At 48.5% G+C, this 21486-nt stretch carries 20 protein-coding genes; 11 read left to right on the top strand and 9 right to left on the bottom strand.

Features of this window, described 5'->3' with window-relative positions; all coding sequences use genetic code 11:
* Positions 1 to 12: 12 nt before the first annotated feature.
* Both fabG and BUC30_RS07735 read left to right on the top strand, forming a co-directional pair.
* Entirely contained in the window at positions 13 to 741 is a 729-nt protein-coding gene (gene fabG / locus BUC30_RS07740; protein WP_170861518.1) for a 3-oxoacyl-ACP reductase FabG, read from the top strand.
* The gene (locus BUC30_RS07735) at positions 738 to 1967 is read left to right on the top strand and encodes a beta-ketoacyl-ACP synthase (protein ID WP_073424300.1); all 1230 of its coding nucleotides are present in this window, start codon (positions 738 to 740) and stop codon (positions 1965 to 1967) included. Before fabG ends, BUC30_RS07735 begins: the two co-directional genes overlap by 4 nt.
* 48 nt (positions 1968 to 2015) lie before the next feature.
* On the opposite strand, the gene BUC30_RS07730 is transcribed toward BUC30_RS07735, so the two are convergent.
* Positions 2016 to 2531, bottom strand: a complete 516-nt coding sequence (locus tag BUC30_RS07730) for an adenine phosphoribosyltransferase (protein WP_073424299.1) — start codon at positions 2529 to 2531, stop codon at positions 2016 to 2018.
* Between the two features lie 98 nt (positions 2532 to 2629).
* Positions 2630 to 3514, bottom strand: coding sequence for a tRNA modification radical SAM protein MnmL/YtqA (locus BUC30_RS07725; protein ID WP_244536546.1), 885 nt, complete (start codon positions 3512 to 3514; stop codon positions 2630 to 2632).
* 299 nt (positions 3515 to 3813) lie between these two features.
* On the opposite strand from BUC30_RS07725, the gene BUC30_RS07720 reads away from it, so the two are divergent.
* A complete protein-coding gene (locus tag BUC30_RS07720) occupies positions 3814 to 5463 on the top strand; it encodes an endo-1,4-beta-xylanase (protein WP_073424297.1) in 1650 nt (549 codons plus the stop codon).
* Positions 5464 to 5555: 92 nt separating this feature from the next.
* Complete coding sequence (locus BUC30_RS07715; protein WP_073424700.1) at positions 5556 to 5735, top strand: hypothetical protein; 180 nt, start codon at positions 5556 to 5558, stop codon at positions 5733 to 5735.
* Positions 5736 to 5765: 30 nt separating this feature from the next.
* Here BUC30_RS07715 and BUC30_RS07710 read toward each other — a convergent pair whose 3' ends face one another.
* The gene (locus tag BUC30_RS07710) at positions 5766 to 7781 is read right to left on the bottom strand and encodes a thrombospondin type 3 repeat-containing protein (RefSeq protein ID WP_244536545.1); all 2016 of its coding nucleotides are present in this window, start codon (positions 7779 to 7781) and stop codon (positions 5766 to 5768) included.
* A gap of 380 nt (positions 7782 to 8161) precedes the next feature.
* Between BUC30_RS07710 and BUC30_RS07705 the strand changes: the two genes are divergently transcribed.
* The 7 genes from BUC30_RS07705 (at position 8162) to BUC30_RS07675 (ending at position 15093) form a co-directional block, all read left to right on the top strand.
* Entirely contained in the window at positions 8162 to 8377 is a 216-nt protein-coding gene (locus BUC30_RS07705) for a hypothetical protein (protein ID WP_015732474.1), read from the top strand.
* Positions 8374 to 10746, top strand: coding sequence for a LysM peptidoglycan-binding domain-containing protein (locus tag BUC30_RS07700; protein ID WP_073424295.1), 2373 nt, complete (start codon positions 8374 to 8376; stop codon positions 10744 to 10746). The genes BUC30_RS07705 and BUC30_RS07700 overlap by 4 nt, the downstream gene beginning before the upstream one ends.
* Before the next feature lie 108 nt (positions 10747 to 10854).
* The gene (locus tag BUC30_RS07695) at positions 10855 to 11595 is read left to right on the top strand and encodes an ankyrin repeat domain-containing protein (protein ID WP_073424294.1); all 741 of its coding nucleotides are present in this window, start codon (positions 10855 to 10857) and stop codon (positions 11593 to 11595) included.
* Between the two features lie 89 nt (positions 11596 to 11684).
* Positions 11685 to 12515: a dihydrodipicolinate reductase gene (gene dapB / locus BUC30_RS07690; protein WP_073424293.1), complete on the top strand. Its 831-nt coding sequence runs from the start codon at positions 11685 to 11687 to the stop codon at positions 12513 to 12515.
* The gene (locus BUC30_RS07685; protein ID WP_014545089.1) at positions 12516 to 13532 is read left to right on the top strand and encodes an ABC transporter permease subunit; all 1017 of its coding nucleotides are present in this window, start codon (positions 12516 to 12518) and stop codon (positions 13530 to 13532) included.
* A 116-nt stretch (positions 13533 to 13648) separates the two neighbouring features.
* A complete protein-coding gene (locus BUC30_RS07680) occupies positions 13649 to 14671 on the top strand; it encodes an aminoglycoside phosphotransferase family protein (RefSeq protein WP_073424292.1) in 1023 nt (340 codons plus the stop codon).
* The gene (locus tag BUC30_RS07675; protein WP_073424291.1) at positions 14671 to 15093 is read left to right on the top strand and encodes a PTS sugar transporter subunit IIA; all 423 of its coding nucleotides are present in this window, start codon (positions 14671 to 14673) and stop codon (positions 15091 to 15093) included. The genes BUC30_RS07680 and BUC30_RS07675 overlap by 1 nt, the downstream gene beginning before the upstream one ends.
* A gap of 38 nt (positions 15094 to 15131) precedes the next feature.
* On the opposite strand, the gene BUC30_RS07670 is transcribed toward BUC30_RS07675, so the two are convergent.
* From BUC30_RS07670 to BUC30_RS07645, 6 genes are all read right to left on the bottom strand, one after another.
* A complete protein-coding gene (locus BUC30_RS07670) occupies positions 15132 to 16562 on the bottom strand; it encodes a hypothetical protein (RefSeq protein ID WP_073424290.1) in 1431 nt (476 codons plus the stop codon).
* Positions 16562 to 17281 carry a MauE/DoxX family redox-associated membrane protein gene (locus tag BUC30_RS07665; RefSeq protein WP_073424289.1) on the bottom strand — a complete coding sequence of 240 codons (720 nt, stop codon included), beginning with the start codon at positions 17279 to 17281 and terminating at the stop codon, positions 16562 to 16564. Before BUC30_RS07665 ends, BUC30_RS07670 begins: the two co-directional genes overlap by 1 nt.
* Positions 17282 to 17290: 9 nt before the next feature.
* On the bottom strand, positions 17291 to 17485 hold the full coding sequence (locus BUC30_RS07660; RefSeq protein WP_073424288.1) for a hypothetical protein: 195 nt from the start codon (positions 17483 to 17485) through the stop codon (positions 17291 to 17293).
* A gap of 62 nt (positions 17486 to 17547) precedes the next feature.
* Positions 17548 to 19620: a methionine--tRNA ligase gene (gene metG, locus BUC30_RS07655; RefSeq protein ID WP_073424287.1), complete on the bottom strand. Its 2073-nt coding sequence runs from the start codon at positions 19618 to 19620 to the stop codon at positions 17548 to 17550.
* 116 nt (positions 19621 to 19736) lie between these two features.
* The gene (locus BUC30_RS07650) at positions 19737 to 20837 is read right to left on the bottom strand and encodes a BspA family leucine-rich repeat surface protein (RefSeq protein ID WP_073424286.1); all 1101 of its coding nucleotides are present in this window, start codon (positions 20835 to 20837) and stop codon (positions 19737 to 19739) included.
* 3 nt (positions 20838 to 20840) lie between these two features.
* Positions 20841 to 21485 (bottom strand): hypothetical protein, encoded by a 645-nt coding sequence (locus tag BUC30_RS07645; RefSeq protein WP_073424285.1) that lies wholly within the window; start codon positions 21483 to 21485, stop codon positions 20841 to 20843.
* Position 21486: the final 1 nt, after the last annotated feature.

Below are 21486 nucleotides of genomic sequence, written 5' to 3'. Positions count from 1 at the left end.
TGAGGAATGAATATGGATAATGCAAAATCTGTCTTGATTACGGGTGCTAGTGGCGGTATTGGTCTTGCAATTGCCGAAGCGGTTGCAAAAGAAGGCTATACAGTCGTCGCTCATTACAATAGAAACTCCGCTCCGATTGACGCTCTTGCTGAGCGGATTCGTGCCAATGGCGGTAATATTCGCACATTGCAGTTCAATATTTGCGACCGTGAACAGTGCAAGGAAGTTCTTGAAAAAGACATTGCCGAAAATGGCGTGTACTATGGTGTGATTACGAATGCGGGTGTCTGTGCTGATGCCGCTTTCCCTGCCATGACGGATGACTATTGGGACAAAGTCTTGAATACAAACTTGAACGGTTTTTACAATGTCGTTCATCCACTCGTAATGCCGATGTGCCGTAAACGTAAGGGCCGCATTATCACGATTTCTTCTGTGTCTGGAATAATCGGAAACAGGGGACAGGTCAATTACAGCGCTTCGAAGGCTGGCCTCATCGGTGCCACCAAGGCTCTGGCTACAGAACTCGCGAGCCGTAATATTACGGTAAATAGTGTTGCCCCTGGTGTTATTGAAACTGAAATGATCAAGGATGCACCGCTTGATATGATCTTGCCTGCAATTCCGATGAAGCGTGTTGGAAAGCCCGAAGAAGTGGCTGCAACAGTTGTGTTCCTGCTTTCAGAAGGAGCTGCCTACATCACTCGCCAGGTGATTTCTGTGAATGGAGGCTTGGCATGACCCGTCGCGTTGTTGTTACTGGTGGTAGTTGCATTTCGTCCTTGGGCATGGATGTCGAAGATGTTTTTGCTTCGCTCAAGACTTTGAAAAATCGCGTTGTCCGCATGAAGGAATGGGATTTGTATGCGCAAATGAATACGCGCTTGGCATGTCCGATTCTTTATGACTTGCCCGAATATTCCCGCAAAAAGGTTCGCGGTGCAGGTCGTGTGGCTGTGCTTGCGATTGCTTCTGCGGATAAAGCCATTCAGTCGGCAGGGCTTGCCGAAGAAACTGTTCTTTTGAAGTCTGGTCGCGTTGGCGTGGCTTATGGTTCTTCGATGGGCAGTATTAATCCTTTGTTGGATTTCTTCTCGATGCTGAAGCCGCCTCATGATTGTTCCAAGATTACAGCAACGACTTACATCCGTTCCATGCCGCAGACTTGTGCGGTCAACGTCAGTGTTTTCTTTGGTACGACAGGCCGCATTATCACGACGAATACGGCTTGCACAAGCGGTAGCCTTTCGATCGGTTATGCTTATGAAGCTATCAAGTACGGCATGCAAGATGTGATGATTGCCGGTGGCGCTGATGAACTTGACGCTACGGAATCGGCTGTATTTGATACTTTGTTTGCGACAAGCGTCAAGAACGATACTCCTGAATTGACTCCCGCTCCGTTTGATCGCGACCGCGATGGTCTTGTCATTGGCGAAGGTGCCGGGACGCTCATTCTCGAAGAATACGAGCATGCTAAAGCTCGTGGCGCACATATCTATGCGGAACTTGTCGGCTTTGGACACAATACCGATGGCGACCACATCACGCAGCCGAAAAAAGAGACGATGCAGATTGCGCTTGAGCTTGCTCTCAAGAGTGCAGAAATTTCACCGGAAGCGATTGGTTACGTGAGCGGTCACGGTACGGCAACACGCCATGGCGATATTGCAGAAAGTTGGGCAACGTACAACGCCTTTAATGGGCTTTCTGTTGCTATTTCGAGCCTTAAGAGCTATATCGGACATACGTTAGGCGCATGCGGCGGTATTGAAGCTTGGCTCGGCATCAATATGATGAATCGTGGCTGGTTTAACCCCAACCTAAATCTCAATAATGTCGATGAACAGTGCGCTCCGCTCGATTACATTACCGGTTCCGGCCGTGAAATGGATGTGGAATACCTCATGTCGAACAACTTTGCGTTCGGCGGAGTCAACACGTCGCTTATCTTCAAACGTGTTTAATCGCTCTGTCACCCCGGACTTGTTCCGGGGTCACCATTTTCATTTGCTTTAAAACTTTGTCAGCGATTCCACGCGATAGCCGTCAAGAACTTCGCGACCTTTAAGGTCTGCTAGTTCAATAACAAATGCAAAGCATTCAACCTTGCCGCCCATTTTCTCCACGAGATGGGCGGCTGCTTTTGCAGTGCCTCCAGTGGCGAGTAGGTCGTCGACGATTACCACGCGTTGCCCAGGTTTTATCGCATCTTTATGGACTTCCATGCATGCAGTCCCGTATTCGAGATTGTAAGTCACTTCGACGGTTTCGCGGGGGAGTTTCCCTTTTTTGCGCTCTGGGACAAAAGGCTTGTGAAAGTGTTCTGCTATCGGAACGCCGAATAAGAATCCACGAGCTTCTAGCCCGACAACGACATCAAAATCAACATTTTCAAGCGTTTTGTAGAACGCATCAAGCGTAAGCTTTAGTCCATCGGGGTCGTTCAAAATTCCCGTGATATCACGAAACAAAACTCCCGGCTTCGGAAAATCCGGAACAGCAATAATGTAGTCTTCAATACGTTTCATTTTCCCCTCTCGTTATAATGGTTAATAGTCAATGGTCATTAGTTATTGGTTGTAATAACCGCGGCTTTTGCCGCCAAATTTAAGCTAGTGACTAACGACTAATTTCTATCTAACAATTTCTCGACTGTAGCAATAATCTTGTCGCGTTCTCCGCACCAGTTCGGTGCAATCAAAAGCTCGCTCGGGCTTTCGCCGCTGAATCGCTCAATCGCGATATCCTTGCCAATAATCTTGATCATCTCGGCAACCGCTTCGCAGTATTCCTCGAACGAAAGCAATTTGACTTCGCCGTTGGCAAAATCTTGCGCCATGACCGTGCCCACGACAATGTGCAGCGGGTGAATCTTGACTGCCGCAAGTTTCAAATCGTGAACGACTTGTGCTGTGTGCTTAAAGTCTTCCATCTTTTCGCCGGGGAGACCAACAATCACATGTGTCGTGACGGTAAGACCTGCGGCTTGGCAGCGCTTTACGGCGTCTTCAAATTCCGCAAGTGTATGCCTGCGGTTGATGCCCGCGAGCGTCAAGTCGTTTGCTGTCTGAAGCCCGATTTCAACAACAATTGGCTTTTTGCGGTTGAGCTCTGCAAGGTATGCTATCTTTTCGTCTTCAAGGCAATCCGGGCGCGTACCAATGGCAAGCCCTGCAATTTCCTTGTGCTTGATAATCGGATCGATGATTTCGCGCAGATGTTCAAGCGGCGCGTGTGTATTCGTGTACGGCTGCAAGTAGGCGAGGATGCCTGCATTCGGGTACTTGTCGCGAAGCTTCGGAACGTACTTTTCAAGCTGTTCCTGAATCGAGACTTTTGCTTCGTCAAAAACAGGGCTAAAGCTGCGGTTGTTGCAGTAGCTGCAACCCGAAAATCCCTTGGTGCCGTCGAGGTTTGGGCAGCTCATGCCGCCGTTGAGCGGGAGCTTCCTAACCTTGAGATAGTTCGGGAACAATTCCAAAAGTAAATCGCGATAAGGTTTGTAATGCATGACCATAAAATAGTTAAATGTTCTTTGTTACTAGATATACATTTATTTCTGCTGGAATGAACATTGATTATTACTTATAAAATCGGTTGCCTGCGTTGATACACTTGTTACACTTTTTCGCTCGTTTGTATTATAGTCGGTCTAAAATATGCCCTAAATCGCCCGAAAAACGCACTTCGAGTATATATTTAAACTTGAAAATAAAAGCCCTGGATCCTTCACATTCGTTCAGGATGACGGTGATGCGCATTCTCAACGGCTTTTGAATGATCTGACTATAATTAAACCGAGGTGTCCTCATGAATTTTAAAAAGAATAAAGCTCTTGCGATTGCGGCGACCGTTGCCATGGCGCTTTCTGTGCCGTCTTTTGCACAGTTGAATAATGGTGATATGGAGTATGGTGACGGCGGCTGGTATCTGTGGAACAATCCTGATGGTCCAGCTGTAGCCGAATCGCAAATTGCCGTGCAGGGGCTCGGTGTCGATGGTTCCCAGGGCGCAAAGGTCGTCGTGAAGGAACTCCCGAATCCGTGGTGGGGCTTGCAGCTCCAGCCGCCTAAATTCTTGGCAGACTCCGGTTTTTATAAGCTCTCGTTCAAGGCAAAAGGCAACATGCCTATCAATTCCGTGGTGCAGGGTGGTCCTCCGGATTACCGCCAAAAGGAAAGCGCTTCGTTTGACTTGACAGACAAGTGGCAGACTTATGAAATGATTTTCCTTGCCGACCAGAAGGGTTACGGCCTCAACAACATTACGTTCCAGATTGGCCTTAAGAAGGGCTGGATCCAGCTCGACGATGTCGAAGTCGAAAAGATGGACGAAATGTCTGACCCGTCCTGGTATAACAATGCCGATGCCCGTATCGATAGCCTCCGCAAGGTGGATTTCACGGTCAAGGCGAATCCGGGTGAAAAGGTTCACGTGAAGCTGTTGCGCCATTCGTTCCCGTTCGGTACGGCGCTCGCTCTCTACGACACCAAGGATAGCACCGAAAATTGGTACCGCAACGCAGCCAAAAAGTACTTCTGGCATGGCGTTTCTGAAAACCAGTTCAAGTGGCCGGAATACGAACCGAAGAAGGGCAAGATCAAGCGTGAAGAAATGAAGGAATACACCGACTTCACCGCCCAGAATCACTGGAAACTTCGCGGTCACGCTCTCATGTGGAGCCATCAGGGCTACGGCTTTGACAAACACTACAGCAATAAGGGTAGCTGCGAAGAAATGGCCGAAAAGCTCAAGGCACGTATCTATCGCGACCTCAAGGAATACAAGGGAAAGATTACGGAATACGACGTGTGGAACGAACCGATTCACGAATCCTGGACGTTCAACAAGTGCGGCTGGGGCATTCTCGACAGTGCCTTCATTTGGGCTCACAAGGCTGACCCGAGCGCATTCCTCTACATCAACGATTACAACGTCGTTGCCGCTGGTGAAACGGATCGTTATTATGGCTTGATTAAGGGTATGCTCGAACGCAAGGTGCCTGTGATGGGCATTGGCGTGCAGTGCCACTTTGGTCTCCGTCCGGTTGTGCCGGGTCTTATCAAGGAACGCTTGGACAAGCTCGCTTCTCTCGGTCTCCCGATTAAGGTCACGGAATTCGACGTGGGCGACTGGCAAGCCGGTATGAGTGACACCGAAGAAGTTCAGGCTGAAAAGTTTGAAACCTTCCTCCGTACCGCATTTAGCCACCCGGCTGTGAACGGCATCGTCTTCTGGGGCTTCTGGGACAACCGTCACTGGGTCAAAAATGGCGGCATGATTGCTTCTGATGGTCGCGAAAAGCCTGCTGCAAAGCGCGTTTACGACTTGTGGCACAAGGTCTGGACGACGGACCTCTACGCCACTGCCGATGAAAATGGCGTTGCCAAGTTCCGCGGTTTCAAGGGCTACTACCAGGTTAACGCTGGTGACAAGAAATACCAGATCACCGTGAAGTAATGGCTCTTTCGTCATTCCGAGCCCTTTACGGGCGAGGAATCCAGTCACGTTTTAAAGCCGCGTTATGCGGCTTTTTTACTATCTTGCTTTTCATGAAACAGAAAATCCCCGGAATCCTCTTTTTACTCGCCATGCCTCTTTCCGTCCTCTTGTACATCAAGGTGGAGGCTCTCTCTGGCTCGGAGATTCTCGGGCTTTTATCTGCAGTCGCGCTGTACGTTGTTGTCGCGCTCGTCATCGCGTTCTTGTTCAATAGCAAGGATAGAACATAAAACACTTCGTTGCGAACGAAGCGCGGCAATCTATTTCAGTTCTGACGACTCTTCTTTGATGTGGTACGGCAAGAGACGTACGCCGACAGGGTTTAGCTTGGCGTAGCCATGACTGTTCATCGGTAGCTGCAATCCATATCCAGATGCTTTTAAGCGATCTTCCTTGACGCCCTTGTTCACAAGGAATTCAAAGATGAAGTTCGCTCTAGAATTCGCAAGTTCAATAGGCTCCTTCGATTCTCCTGATTTTACACTGCACTGGATTTCAATGGCGATTTGCTTGTTGTGTCGCATGATGGACACGACATCACTCAATGCTGTGTAAGAAGAATTGAGTGGCATTTCGGAACCTTTATGGAACTGGATACGTCTTGCTATTTTATCCAAATTTAGCTTTTCACGAATAGGGCAGCCATTGGCGTCAACAGCGGTGTGGTCCAGCGTATTCGGGCAGTTGTCGAGGTAGTCCACGACGCCGTCCTTATCAGAGTCGATGGGGCAGCCAGTCTTGTCAACGGGTGCATCTACAGGTGTGTCTGGGCACATGTCGTCTTCATTGAAAATTCCGTCTCGGTCGAAGTCTAGTCTACAGCCAACACTATCTACGCCTACTCCTGGCGGCGTGTTTTCACATTTATCCATAAAGTCCGGGATGCCGTCTTCATCGGAATCAATGGGGCAGCCATACATGTTCACAATCTCGTTCGGGGCGCTGTCGGGGCACTTGTCCCATTCGTCAGGAACGCCGTCTTTATCGTTGTCCATAAAGCATCCGTACTGGTTGACCTTAAGTCCTGCGGGTGTGCTCGGGCATGAGTCAAGTACGTTCGGAACGCCGTCTTCATCAGTATCGAGAATACATCCTTTTTCGTTGACTTCTTCGCCGGGTTCAGAATCCGGGCATTTGTCTAGTTCGTTCGGGATGCCGTCGTTGTCGTTATCGCGGATACATCCAAATTCATCAACCGGGTATCCTTCCTTTGTATTGGGGCACTTGTCCTTGTAATCCGGAACGCCGTCGTTGTCACGGTCAAAAGGGCAACCGCTTTCGTCAATAAGCACTTCGGCAGGTGTGTCCGGGCACTCGTCCAAGTCGTCTGCAATACCGTCGTTGTCGGAGTCCGGCGCGCAACGGTATTTATTGTCCTTGAACGAAAGACTCGACTTGGGACATGCTTCCATCTTCTTTTTAAAGTCATCGATCCTTCCACCGAGGTCAAATGTACGGTTAAATTTAATAGAGACTGCAATCGGAGGACTTCCTGGGACGGTGTAAGAATATTCGTGTCCCTTGTTCTTAACTGTGATTTCATGTCCTCTACTGATTTTCCTTTTTCTGAACAAGTCCATGCCGAGGTCTGCATTGATAGACATCGTCGTGAATTTCGGAAGTCTGACTTTCAATCCAGGAGAAAATCTCAGCTGATCATTCAAGAACCCGCGCCACACATCTTTGGTTCGGATCTTTGTTTCACCGGAAGCTTCGAGGACAAGCGAAACCCATTCGTAAGGGAAGAGTGTGATGCCTGAACCCCAAGTGAATATATTTTCGCCGTTTTCAAATGCTCTAAGAACGCCTGCGTAATTATTCCAGCGCAGATTCCTGTGGATGTTGATCGATAAGTAGAGCGTTCCTGCCACAGCAAAGTCTGCGGCAGAATAGGGGTTGGTATAGTCGCCTTTATGGATGTACCAAAGGTGCCTCGGACGGACGCCCTTCTCGTTTGTTCCGGTCGGAATGAATACCTCGAGTGCAGCGGCGAAGTTGAACAGGTCCTTTAAGGACTGGTTTGGAAGTTGAGCCTTGACCATGAGTCCGATGTCGCCAAAGCCCACACCTTTGAGCTTGGTTCCTCCAGCGTCACCGTCATAGTGGACATTCAGGTTGAGTCCCGCTTCGAGATAATCAAGGATGCCGTAGCCGACATAGCCAAGAATCGTGTTCGAAGGGGTGGTGGTCAGCGTGTATTCCTTGCCCGTTTCATCAGTGAGGTATCCTTCGAGACTGGCAGGCTTGTTGCTGCTCGCCATTTCGAATCCGCCCATGACAAAAAGGTCTCCTGGGTTGAGCGTTCGTGCTCCAGGAACATGGATTCCACTGCTATTAAAGGAAAATCCAGATTGCGCAAACAGAAAAACGGCGCAAAAGAGAAGTGTTGATAGAAATAGTTTCATTTTTTCATAAAGAATTTAGACATTTTTTTAGATTATCTGTTTGCATTTTCAAATTTATGTATATATTTCACTTCCGAAGTGAGAAACAATAACTCCGCAAATAAATTGCCGTCATGGCACCGAAAGTCGCAAAAGGCGTATAAGATTAACAGAGTGATTATCATTCTGCAAATCGTGACTGCTTTTGTGATGTGTGGGGTTATCCTATATGGCATGAACAGATTGATGCAATAAATTGGAGGAAAGCTTATATGAATAAAGCTTACTATTGTGGTCGTCGTCCTAAGAGTGATGCGTTCGATGATACCCCGGATCCAACCTATTTGGGCGAAGAAGATGATCTGATCAAGGAAGAAGAAGAACCGCAGGAAGAAGAAGTTGACGAAGAAGTCGATTTTGACAAGCCATCCTTTGGCCGTAACCCCATTTGGTCTGACTACGGCGAGGACATGGATTTCGACCAGTGATATGGTCGGATAAATTCGTTAGACTCGGTCTTGCATTAGTTCTTTTATTTTTGAGCGCCTGCGCTCCCAAGCAGGCGAAGCTTGCCGCGTCATCTCAGGGGAAACCTATCCAGCCGGAGAAGGTTTCTATTGATGTACCTGCTCCAAACCCAGGTAAGGAAATTGTTGGGGATTCGACGAGGCCTTCGTGGGTCTATTATCAGTATGGACTTCAGGCAATTGATAATAATCAATGGGCTGTTTCCAAGCATTATCTTGAAGAATCTCTGCGTTTGCTCGTAACTGAGAAGTTCGATTCTACAAAGAGCAAGCTCACGCGTTCTGAAGATTCCATTTATAAAATGCAGATGCCTGTGCGCATTGTCCAGGCTTTAGAAGATGTCTATCCGAACCTCGCCGAGCAGGAGGGGAGTGATTCTACCAATACGGATAGCCTCTCTATCGACGGCGTAGACGCTTACGACGAGAATGCCGCAGACAGCGCCTCGATGCGCGTCATTGAAAATTTCCTCGACACCGTTGATGCCGGGCGTTTCTCGCTCCCGATTCGCTTTAACGAACGCGTCATGCAGGAAATCTATTACATGACGACGTCTGCACGTGGCTTTATCACTCGCTCGCTTACCCGCAAGACGGCTTATGATTCCCTGATTTATACCAAGCTTGCCCAAAAGCGCATGCCGAGAGACCTTATCTACCTTGCCTTGGTAGAATCTGGCTTTAATGTCAAGGCTTATAGCCGTGCAAAGGCGGCAGGTATGTGGCAGTTTATCCCGGAAACGGGTATCCGCTACGGTCTGGAAGTTGATTTTTGGGTCGACATGCGTCGCAATCCGGAAATGGCGACTGAAGCTGCTTTGAGCTATCTTTCAACCTTGTACGCCGAATTTGGCGACTGGCTTTTGTCGATGGCTGCCTACAACTGCGGTGAAGGCAGAATCCGTCGATTGATTCGTGAGAAAAAGGCTGATTCTACGTGGGGCAACCGCCCTGTAACATACTGGGATTTGCAGCTCCCGCAAGAAACCATGCATTACGTGCCGCGAATCCTTGCGGCGATGGTCATTGGTCATTATCCAAGTCATTACGATGTGGAAGTTAACAAGCGTCAGCTGCCGGCATACGATACGGTTACCGTTTACGATTCGTTCTCTCTCGATGAGATTGCGAAGTTCCTGAAGGTTCCTGAAGATACGCTCCGTACATTAAACATGGAATTGACCATGTGGTGTACACCGCCTAATCGCGATGCGTACTTGCTCCGTTTGCCATACGGTACGCGAGCCGCCTTTGTGCAGAACTACGACCGCATGGAAAAGAACGGCTTTTCGAGCTGGAAAGAGCACAAGGTGCGTAAGGGTGAGTCTATAGGCGTTATTGCGCAACAGTATGGCGTGCGTGTAGCAGAAATTCAGCGTGCCAACGACATGAAAAAGACAAAGCTTAAGCCGGGTCGTACGCTGCTCATCCCGATCAAGGTCGCTCCGCGCAGGTCTACAGGCAAAAAGCCGACGAAGGTCCGCACATATGTGGTGCAGCTGGGCGATAATCTCGGTTCCATTTCCCGTCGCTTTGGCGTTTCTCAAGAATCATTGCGTGTCTGGAATAATATTGAAACGGGTTATAACGTCAAGAAGGGCGATACAATTTACGTTTCCAAGCCAGATCTCAAGCCGACGAGCTTTGTCCAACAACGCGTTGCCCTCAAAAAAGGCGAAAAGTATGTGGTCAAGGCGGGGGATACCTATGCCGAAATCGCAAAGAAGTATAAAGTCCCTGTGTTTCTCCTGTTGCAGGCAAACAGCGGCTTTACCAAGCGACTCACGATTGGCGATTCTCTTGCTATTCCTGCTTATGTCCGTCCGCCGCGCAAAATGTCCAAGGCGACTGACGAAGAATTCCCTGTCGAGCCTGCTAAGGCTGTAGAATCTTCGGATTCCAAGACCTCGAGTAAGTCATCCAAAAAGACCGCAGAAAAGTCTTCGAATTCTAATTCTAAGTCTTCGAAAAAAGCTCCGGTCAGCACGACGATTATCTACACGGTTGAAGCGGGTGACAATTTGTTTGCTATCGCCAAAAAGTTCTCGACGACGGTTGCCGCCATCCGTGAAATGAACGAAATGGGCAATTCCTCGAACATCAAGGTTGGACAAAAGATCAAGATTCCGGGAACTTCCACGCCGGCTCCGAGCACCCCGAAGATCGAAGAGATTACTCATGTCGTCAAGAAGGGCGAGGGACTTTGGGATATTTCGCGCCAGTATGGTGTGACGATTGAAGATATAGTGAAGTGGAACGGGCTTAAAGACACGAAAATCAAGATCAATGAGAAGCTGAAAATTAAAACGACCAAGAAAAGCAAGAAATAATCGTTTGTTTTTGAAAAAAAATGTGTAAATTCGTGTTTTTTATGGAATAATTTGAAAAAAATAGTGTAGTTTTAACTTGGAAAAATCAAAAATTCATTGGAGTATAATATGAAGAAGAAAATCTTGGCTCTCTGTGCTGCTGGTCTTATTTTTTCCTTGACTGGTTGTGAAGAAACCATGGACCCGAACGACCCGCAGTCTGTTCGTAGATATTTGACGAAAAAGCAGATTGGCTTTACGCCGAATCAGTTCGTCTCTTATGCGGTCAATAGCGATACCGCCAAGATGACTTTGTTCCTCCAGGCATCTTTCGAAATTGACCAGCCGGCTGATAACGGAAACAACGCCGTCGCTATCTCTGCAAACAAGGGCAACATGATGGTGCTCAACTACTTGTTTGATCATGGCGCAAAGGCTAATGTCAACAACGGCAATGGCGAACCGGTTATCGATAACGCTGTCATGATGGGCAACAAGGAAGTTGTCGTCCGCATCTTGGATCAGCTCAAGAAGGAAGGCGTTGAACCGCAGAACCTCGCTACCGCAGTTCTTATCGCCGCAAAGACTGGCAAGGCTGACATGCTCGAAGTGCTCGCTAACGCTGGTGCTCCGCTTGAAAACCGCAGCCCGGATGGCTATATGCCGATTCATTGGGCGGTCAAGTCTGGCAACTACGACGCTATGATGTTCCTCATCAACAAGGGTGTCGATGTGAACGCCAAGTGCGGTCAGGGCTATTCTGTGCTCGACTGGGCAACGAACGAAGGCTATACTCGTCTCATCAAGGCTTTGAAGAAGGCCGGAGCCAAGAATACTCCAAAGTATAAGCTTGACTCTCGTGGCAAATAAGCTAATCTTTTAGCTTGAGTTTACAGGACGGGTCTAAAGCCCGCCCTTTTTTTCTATCTTGTCAAACGGAAAAAACAACAGGAGATTTTATGTCCGTTCAAGTGATGGTTAATGGTATTCCGGGTAACATGGGCCGCATCGTGGCCGAAACTTGTGTTGCCCGCGGTTTGGAACTTGTCCCGTATTCTTTGACGGGTGAAATTATCGTCGAAAACGAAGCCGAAGTTGCAGGCAAGACGATTCAGCTCTTGAAACCGAGCAACCGCGAAGCCCGCATTGGTGAAGTCCTTGCCAAGTATCCGAATATGATTTGCATTGACTACACGCACCCGACGGCAGTGAACGATAACGCCGCCTTCTACGTGAATCACAAGATTCCGTTCGTGATGGGCACGACCGGTGGTGACCGCGAAGCTCTTACAAAGCTCGTTGCCGAAGCCAATCATCCGAGCGTCATCGCTCCGAACATGGCAAAGCAGATTGTCGCCTTCCAGACGATGATTGAATTCTTGGCTAACGAATTCCCGACAGCATTCGAAGGCTACAAACTCTCCGTTGTCGAAAGCCACCAGAAGACCAAGGCTGATACAAGCGGTACAGCTCGTGCAGTCGTAGGCACCTTCCAGAAGATGGGTTTTGACTACACACCGGACGATATCGAAAAGGTCCGCAACGAAAAGGAACAGATGGAACGCATGCACGTGCCCGAAGAATATCTCGGCGGTCACGCATTCCATACCTACAGCCTCGATAGCGCTGACGGCACGGTTCACTTTGAATTCCAGCACAATGTTTGCGGTCGCAAGATTTATGCCGAAGGCACTGTTGATGCTGTGAACTTCCTCGCCGACCAGATTGCCGCCGGTACCGCAAAGCCGTTCAATATGATGGACGTCTTGCGCTCTGGAAAAATGAGATAAATGCGATCCTATATCCTTCGTCGTTTGCTGCTGATGATCCCGACGCTTATCGGGATTTCGTTGGTGTGCTTTATCTTGATTCAGCTCTTGCCAGGTGGACCTGTCGAAGAGCTGATTTCTCGTGCGCAACAGGCGGCTTCGATGAAGGGTGGCGTGGATGCGTCCAAGGCGCTCTCGCCGGACCAGATTGCGCAAATTCAGGCGTACTTTGGTTTTGACCAGCCTGCGTGGAAACGTTACCTCACGTGGCTTTGGAATGTTTTGCATTTGAATCTTGGGGAAAGCTACACGTACGGACTTCCGGTCTGGGATGTGATTGTAAGCCGTTTCCCGATTTCTTTGTTCTTTGGCGTGACCTCGTTCTTCTTGAGCTACCTTATTTGCATTCCGCTTGGGCTCTGGAAGGCGGTTCATCACGGCAGCAAGCTCGATTCTTTTACAAGTGGTCTTATTTTCTCGGGTTACGTGATGCCGGGTTATGCGCTTGGCATTTTGCTCATCATCTTTTTGGCTGGCGGTTCGTATTTGGACATTTTCCCGCTAGGTGGGCTCACGAGCGATGACTTTGAGGATTTCACGTTCTTCGGAAAAGTGTTTGACTTGGCGCAACATTTGGCGCTCCCGATTTTCTGTTACATGATTAGCGAATTTGCGTTCCTCACGTTCCTGATGAAAAATTCTGCGCTCGAGGAACTGGGCCGCGATTACATGCGTACGGCTTTAGCTAAGGGCTTGAGCTTTAAGCAAGCTCTTGTGCGTCACGCGCTCCGCAATGCGCTTATCCCGATTGCAACGCGCCTTTCGGAAATTTGCACGCTTATGTTTGCGGGTGCACTCCTCATCGAAAAAGTCTTTGATATCGATGGCATGGGGCTTTTGTATTACAATTCGATGGTCAACCGCGATTACAACGTGGTGATGGGAATCATCTTCCTCAGCAGCCTTATGGCAATGGTGGGGCGCCTCTTTAGCGATATCCTTTATACGCTAGTCGACCCGAGAATTAAGTTCTCGTAAGATAGTCTTTAGTCGTTAGTCCATAGTCTTTGGTTTATTGCTAATAACTAGCAACTAATGACCAATAACCTACATTTTCTTTGTCATTTTCCTCTTTCTTATTGTATATTAAAAGCATGCAAAACGATATTATTAAAATTTCTCCGAGTATTCATGAGTATCTCTTGACTCATGGTTATACTGAAAACTTTACTGTGACTCCCATTGCCGGTGCAGGCTCTGGAAGGCGTTATTTCCGTATCGCTAGCGATGAACGTAAAAGCGTCTTGCAGGTAAGTGCCGAAGTGAATGAAGATTTCAAGCACTTTGTCGAGTATTCCAAGACGTTCAGGGAATACGGCTTGCCGGTCCCGCGCGTTTATTGCGTCGACGAAGAAGCTTGCCAGGTGTTGCAAGAAGACTTGGGCAAACGCAGCCTCTTGGACGAAGCTTTCCCGAATGGCACGAAGGTTCTTTCGGGCAGTGCGCGTATTCTGTACCCGGAAGTGATTGATGCGCTTATCCAGTGGCAGAATGCAAGCCATCAGCTGTTCAGCCATCACACCGAAATTTGGCTCCGCCGCTTTGACTTTGCCGCCCTCAAGTGGGAATCCGATTACTTTACCGAGAATTACCTCAAGCTCTACAAGGGCATTACGGAAATTCCGGAATCGGTCCGCAATTTCTATTCGCTTGTGGCCGTCTCCGTCGAAGCTCAGACGAAGGTCTTGATGCATCGCGATTTCCAGAGCCAGAACATCATGATCCGCCCGAATTCCGAAGTCGCATTTGTCGATTTCCAGGGCGCTCGTCGTGGTTCCATGTTCTATGATATCGCATCGCTTTTGTGGGATCCGTACGTGAGCTTGCCGCTTCCGATGATCAAGGACTTCTTTGAATATTGGCGCAGCCAGTACCGCGGTACAAGAATTTATACGAAGGACGATGCCTGGGAAGGCTTTGTGCATGCTAGCTTGCAGCGCTTGATGCAGGCTCTCGGTGCTTACTGCTTCCTCTCCAAGGTGAAGAAGATTGAAAAGTTCGAACAGTACATTGAACCGGGCAAGGCTCAGCTCCGTGTGCTGTTTGGCGAATTCAAGCAGATCGCCAAGGCTACAGATCCTGAAGTGTTCAAGTTCATGGATTGGGCTCTCCAGTAATGGCTCTCATCTATACGCGTATTTACGCGCAGCCTGTGGAGTTCAATCGTGCTTTGGGTTACGCTTATGACGCGCTTGTGAAAAGTCCTTATCCGTTCGACGCCTTGTCGACATGGAAAGGGCTTTCTGAGCGTGTGGCTCAGGGCATTTATATGGGGCAGGGACTTTTGCTCCCGCATACGCGCGTTCCTGGTTTGAAGGAACCGCTGATGGCTTTTGTCGTCGCCCGTGAAGGTATTACGGGGATTAAAACTCGTAATGACGAGAAGGCGCAATTTATGTGCGTGCTTCTCTCTCCGGCGGAATCGGCAATGGCGCATACGGTTACGATTGCGAATGTGGCTAAGCGCTTGCTTGACCCCGAATGGAAAGAAAAAGTCCTCGCCGCCACTGACGAGGAAGAGTTGAAAAAGATGTTTTAAGATGGAGATGCCCGCTCAAGGCGGGCATGACAAAAACATCACCACTGGAGGCTACCGACGGCATAAGTGCGGTAGCCTTTAAAGTCTCCGAAGAATCTTGTGTAGCTTGTTCTAAAGCTGAACCATTCCCACGGAGTCAAGCACAATGTCAATCCAAGTTCTTTGTAGCGAATTGTAGTCTCTTCGTTTAGAAACTTTTTGTCCATAGCGCTTTCGGGCGTGTGCAAATCATTGATATTCCCGCCGAAAGCGGTGTCCTTGGCTACAGCGCCAAAGAAGAGCGTTGCCTTGATAAAGTTGTATGTGGCGGTCACTTCGGTATGGACTTCTTGGCTATTCGGGCCGAGGTCGCTGCCGAGGCTTTTGGCATAGCTTGCGTATGTGTAAGCTTTCCCTTTGTGGTGTGTGTAGACCCAGGGTTCAATGCGCGTGTATTCGAACATCCAGTCGAGATTCACAGGACCGATTTCAATGTTGTCGCGAGCAACGCCGAGCGTTGTCGCCCATTTGTTGCCCCACCAGCTGTCGTCAAACATGCTCGTCGGGGACTTCATATCGTCCCACAAAAGTTCAGCGTAAAATTCCCAATTCGGGAGAGTTTTCACGCTCAAGTCAAACGCGAGCGAGATGTTGTCCTGATCGCCCTGCAGGTGTTCCTGAAAAACGTAAGGGATGAACGGGAGGACGTATGCCCATTCAAATTCACGGCCGGTGCTATCGCTATCGGGATTCGGGTTTGAGCCCGCTGCTTCAGTAGTAGTGCCGTAAAGCGATGTTTCTGAAATGCCAAGCGTGATTTCTTTTGGAAGGTTCAAGTTCAGGCGATGCGCATGGAAATACTTGCCAAAGTTCTTCTTCTCGAAAAGTTTGGCAGCATATTGCGTGTATTCAATAGGGCCTAACGTGAACTGGTAGCCAAAATAAGGAGTCGGGGCAGCATCGGGAATGCGGCTGGAGCTGTCTTGCCAAGGACGGTAAAAATTGCGTTCTCCGCGTAAAATCACGTGGTTACGGCGGGCTGGGCCCCATTCCAAAAAGTCAAATCCGGCGAGGAGCTTGACCGGCTCAAGGTTGTAGCTCACGTTTGCGGCGAAGAGGTCCCAAGTGCGTTTGTGTTCGCTCTGCTTATTGTAGGGGAGTCCTTCGTCGGGATTGTAGTAATTGAAATTGATGTAACGGTTTGTGTAGTCCGTGTTGACTTTGACACGGGTGTCAAACAGGAACGCGTCGGTAAATTTACCGCTTGCGAAAAGGCGTATGGACGTGGAATTGTCGTAATGCGTTTTCGCCTTGCTGAAATTCGTAATGGCAAGAGAATCCAGGAGCTGGACGTTGATGTTCAGCTCTTTGGAGTGTGCCGAATCCGCTAGGGTAACGTGGTGTGGCATGTCGACCGGGTGCGCCGAGCAGGCGAGTGCGGTTCCAAAGATAATGCTAAGGATAGACGGGGTCTTTTGCCACAACTGCATTACTGAACGTCCTTGTCTTTTTTCCAGATGCCGATGATGCTCTTGTTCTTGCGGAAGGCAAGCCATAGAGTCGGCCAAATGAGGATGAGGTCACGGATGAGGCTAGTCCAGGCTTCTGCCTTATCCTGTGCGCCTTCGAGTTCAAAGCAACCGCAAGTGATGCCGAGATCATTCCACAGCGCCCAGGCGAGTGCGATGATGAAACTTACGAACATCCAGAAAATCGCAAATGCAGATTCGCGGACGAACGGCGAGACAATCATGGCAAGCCCGAACCAGAATTCAAATTGCGGGTACACGAGCGCAAAGAAATTGTTCACGAAGTCGAGGTGCAATGCCGAGAAAAACTGGTACTGCGCAACGAGCGTTGCAAACTGGTGCGGGTCCTGAATCTTGAAAATCGAGGCGAAAATGAACATGCCTCCAATGCCGATGCGGCAAAGCGTTTCAAGTGCGCGGATGGCGAAATCCTTTTGAATTTTGATGGCGGGGAAGATGAGTGCGCAAGCGAGAACGATTGCGCCAACGCCAACGTGGATGTTGTAGCGGTATGCCTTCGGCCAAATGTCGAGGAGCCATTCCTGGTCGGTGAACGTGAGAATCGTTTCGGGGAAGCTGATTTCGGCAACGCCAACGGTCACGAAGAATGTTGCTACGAGAAGGAGAATGCCCGCGATAATGGTCTTCTTGAGATTTTCTTTTTCAAAACATGCAATCATGGGAACTCCTTAAAGAATGTCTGCCGGCTTTTCGAGGACATCTTGAGTGCCAATCCAATCGACGGATTTGGCGTCATCGACGCGGATGTTGTTGATGATGGCAAGTGCGATGCTGAATGCGGCAATGCCGAGCAGGACAATCCAATTTAAGGATTTGAGATAGACGAGTCCGTCTTGATAAATCTTCTGAATTTTTTCTTTCATGTAGTTCAATATACAAAAAAGAACCCGCCGTTTGGCAGGCTCTCTTTCGTTCTTTCTATTAACTAGTGTATCCCAGCGCCGTCAGCGACGTCGCAGGTCACAGGCTTGCCGTTCACTTCGAGAGCGAGCGCGTCACAGAACACAGCGCCACCCTTTGCGGTGAGAGCAATCTTTTCGAAGTCCTTGACCTTGAGCTCGCGCGGTTCGCTCGGAGCAACACCCTTGAACAAAGCGCGGTCACCCGGCTTTGCATCTTCCGGGACGCTCACGAGTCTGCACTTGTGCGTTTCCGGTTCGAGGTCGCCTGCAAAGAGCATGCCCTGGCTCATGATGCCACGGAGGGCGCTCGGCTTTAAGTTTGCGAACAAGAGAATCTTGCGGTCCTGGAGTTCGTTTGCCTGGTAGCTGCTCTTAAGGCCACTGCAAATCGTGCGGAGTTCGCCTTCGCCTGCATTGACCTTGAGTACGTACAAGCTACTTGCGTCCGGATGGTCGGCAACTTCCTTAATTTGTGCAACACGGAGGTCCATAGCGGCCGGAACATCTGCTGCCATAAGCGGCTTGTTCTGCTTCGGCTTGGACTGCTGCGGTTCTGCCTTCTTGACTTCTTCTTCGATACGCGGGAAGAGCGGCTTGCCTTCGCCGAACTTTTCACCACCCTTGAGGATGCCCCACACGAGGTCGTTCTGGTCGGTGAACTTGCTACCGATCATGGCGAGACCTTCTTCGCTCTTGCCCGGGATGACCGGCCAGAGCATGCTGAGCGAGAGACGCACGGCTTCAGCAGAAATGTAAAGCACCGTTGCAAGTTCGTCCTTCTTGGATTCGTCCTTGGCGAGCTTCCACGGAGCCTTGATTTCGAGGTAGCGGTTGATGCTACGGACGAGCGTCATGATTTCTTCGACGACCTGGGAGAGCTTGACCTGCGGAACCCATTCCATCACGTTCGTGCGGACACGGTTTGCAATTGTAATCACTTCGTTTGCGGCATCATCGAGAGCGTTCGGAGCCGGGAGTACGCCACCGAAGTTCGTGAGCACCAAGCGGTGGACGCGGTTCAAAACGTTACCGAGGTCGTTGGCGAGGTCGCTGTTGATGCGGCGGACAAAGCCTTCATGCGTGAAGTTCGCGTCCTGACCGACAACCATTTCACGAGCGAGGAAGTAGCGGAAGGCGTCGATGCCGTACTTTTCCATGTAGTCCATCGGGTTCACGACGTTGCCTGCGGACTTGCTCATCTTTTCGCCGCCGTTCACGAGCCACCAGCCGTGGGCGAGGATGTGCTGCGGGAGCGGAATGTCGAGAGCCATGAGCATGGTCGGCCAATAGACGCTATGGGTCGTCAGAATGTCCTTACCAATGAGGTGGTAAGAGGCAGGCCAAATCGGAGTGCCGTCTGCATAAGTCTTGTGGAAGGCGGTGGATGCGCTCACGTAGTTCAGGAGAGCGTCAAACCAGACGTAAGTCACGTAGTCCGGGTCGAACGGCAGAGGAATGCCCCAGCTGAGGCGGATCTTCGGACGGCTGATGCAGAGGTCGTTCAGCGGCTGGCGGAGGAACCCGCGGATTTCGTTCCAGCGGTAGTCCGGCACAATCCAGTCCTTGTGGCTTTCCAAGAAGTCAATCAACTTCTGCTGGTAGGCGCTCATCTTGAAGAAGTAATTCTTTTCCTTGAGCCATTCCACCGGGCGGTGGCTGATCGGGTCGCACTTGTTTTCGTCGAGTTCATCTTCGCTGAAGAAGCGTTCTTCGCCAACGGAGTACCAGCCTTCGTATTCCTTCGAGTAAATTTCACCCTTGTCCCAGAGCTTCTGCAAACATTCCTGCACAAATGCCTTGTGTTCCGGCATCGTGGTGCGGATGAAGAAGTCGTTCTGGATGTTCATCTTCTTCCAGAGGTCTTCGAAGCGGTGGTAGTATTCGTCCACGTGTTCCTGCGGAGTCACGTTACGCTTGGCGGCAGCGCGCTGCACCTTCTGGCCATGTTCGTCGGTACCGGTCAAGAAGAATGTCTGGTAGCCGATGATCTTGTGGAAGCGGGTAAGGATATCTGCGAGAACGGTCGTGTAGGAATGCCCGATATGCGGGGCATCATTTACATAATAAATTGGGGTTGTAACGTAAAAATTCTTCATGTGCGTAAATATAGTAATTAGAGCTTAGAACTTAGAACTTAGATTTTTATGTTTTGTTCGTTTAATGAAGAATTTTTAAATGAAAAATTGTACCGTTATTCGGACACCGTAGGTGCCTAAATCAACGATTCGTCATACCACTTGGGAATTTTGCCGAGTTTTTCGAGTGCTGAACCTTCAAACATGTCGTACATGCATTTCACTTTTGAGACGTTCCAATTACTGATGTCTCCAGAGAAATGAGAATTTGTGAACATGGAGTACATTGAATTCACTTTGGATACATCCCATTTGCTGATATCGCCGTTAAACGGAGAGCCATAGAACAACTCGTCCATCACTGTTACATTGGATGTGTCGATAAAGTTCAAGTCGCAATTTGGACCATGCAACCACATTGAAGCCTCGATTAAATTGAGCAGATGTTCGCGGTTCAACGCGGTAACGTGACCATCGAAATCGGTTGCGTTTTCGAGCATGAGCGGATAAATTTTGTTGAGCCACTCTTTTGCTTTCCCTGATTTTTCAAATTCAGAATCGCGGAACATTCCGTGGAGGTCTAGCAAACGTTCTGTTTCCCACTTGCTGATGTCTCCTTTGAATTCTGAACATTCGAACATGCCGTTCATATCTTTCACATGGGAAACGTCCCAGTTACTGATGTCGCCATTGAACTTGGATCCGGCGAACATGCTGTTCATGTTTTTGACTTTGGATACGTTCCATTTGCTGATATCGCCATTGAAAGGGCTATTGCAGAACATGGAATACATGTATTCGACATTGGACACATTCCACTTGCTTATATCGCCATTGAATTGCGATTCAGCGAACATGGAATGCATGTCTTTGACATTGGAAACGTTCCAGTTACTAATGTCTCCGTTGAACAGGGATTCGATAAACATGGAATGCATATCTTGGACATTTGATACATTCCACTTGCTTATATCGCCATTGAATACGGATTCAAAGAACATGCCGTCCATGCGTTTGACATTGGATACATCCCATTTGCTGATGTCGCCGTTGAATTTATGAAACTCATTGTTGAAAAAGCTAAATCTACTGAACAATCCTGACATATCCGTTATGTTGGATACGTCAATAAAGTTCAAATCGCAATTTGGACCATCTTTTTCGATGGCTTCTTTGATTAGTTGTTCTAGGTGATCGCGGTCGCGGGCGATGATTGAGGTGTGGGGGGATGAGAGCATGGGTTATATTTCAAGCAGATAATACCAAAAATTTTCGTTTGCCTTATTCCATTTGATATTGTAAGATCCTTCAATTTTTACAAATGGTGGTTCAGTTGATTTTTTTGAATTTATTGGATTATTGATTTTTCCATGGATCGGCTGTTGTGCAAAAAATTGGTCGCTGTTATTATAAGAATTCTCTGATGATCGGAAAAGAGAATAAATCGGTTTTAGTTCGTCATTGGTATTTTTTTTGCCAATCACCATAAATGGTCCGCCTTTTCTGTCTGTATTTATTAGAGCTAGACAAAAAGTCTTGGTGAAAGAAAGATTCTTTTTTACAGATTCCATAAACTGAATATCTGCTAAAAATTGAAACATTCGTTTTGGGTATGCTCCATTTGTAGGATATTTTAACTCAATAGCGTATTTTTCATTATCTTTGCCGATTACGTAAAGATCCATTTCTTTTTTTATGAAATCTTTAGAATATTCTTTGCCGAATTCGGCCATAACGTTCTTTTCAAAATAAACATTGAATCCGTTGTTCCTTAAGAATATTCCAAGCTCAAACTGCAACGAAAATTCGTTGTAGATATACTCGGTGTTTAAATTTTTTTTGAGAAAGTCTTCAATACATTGTTTGATATTATTTTCTTCATTCATT

Source organism: Fibrobacter sp. UWB7, assembly GCF_900142945.1.
GTDB lineage: Bacteria > Fibrobacterota > Fibrobacteria > Fibrobacterales > Fibrobacteraceae > Fibrobacter.
Note: the sequence above shows the minus strand (reverse complement) of the source record. Positions and strands in the feature narration are given on the sequence as shown.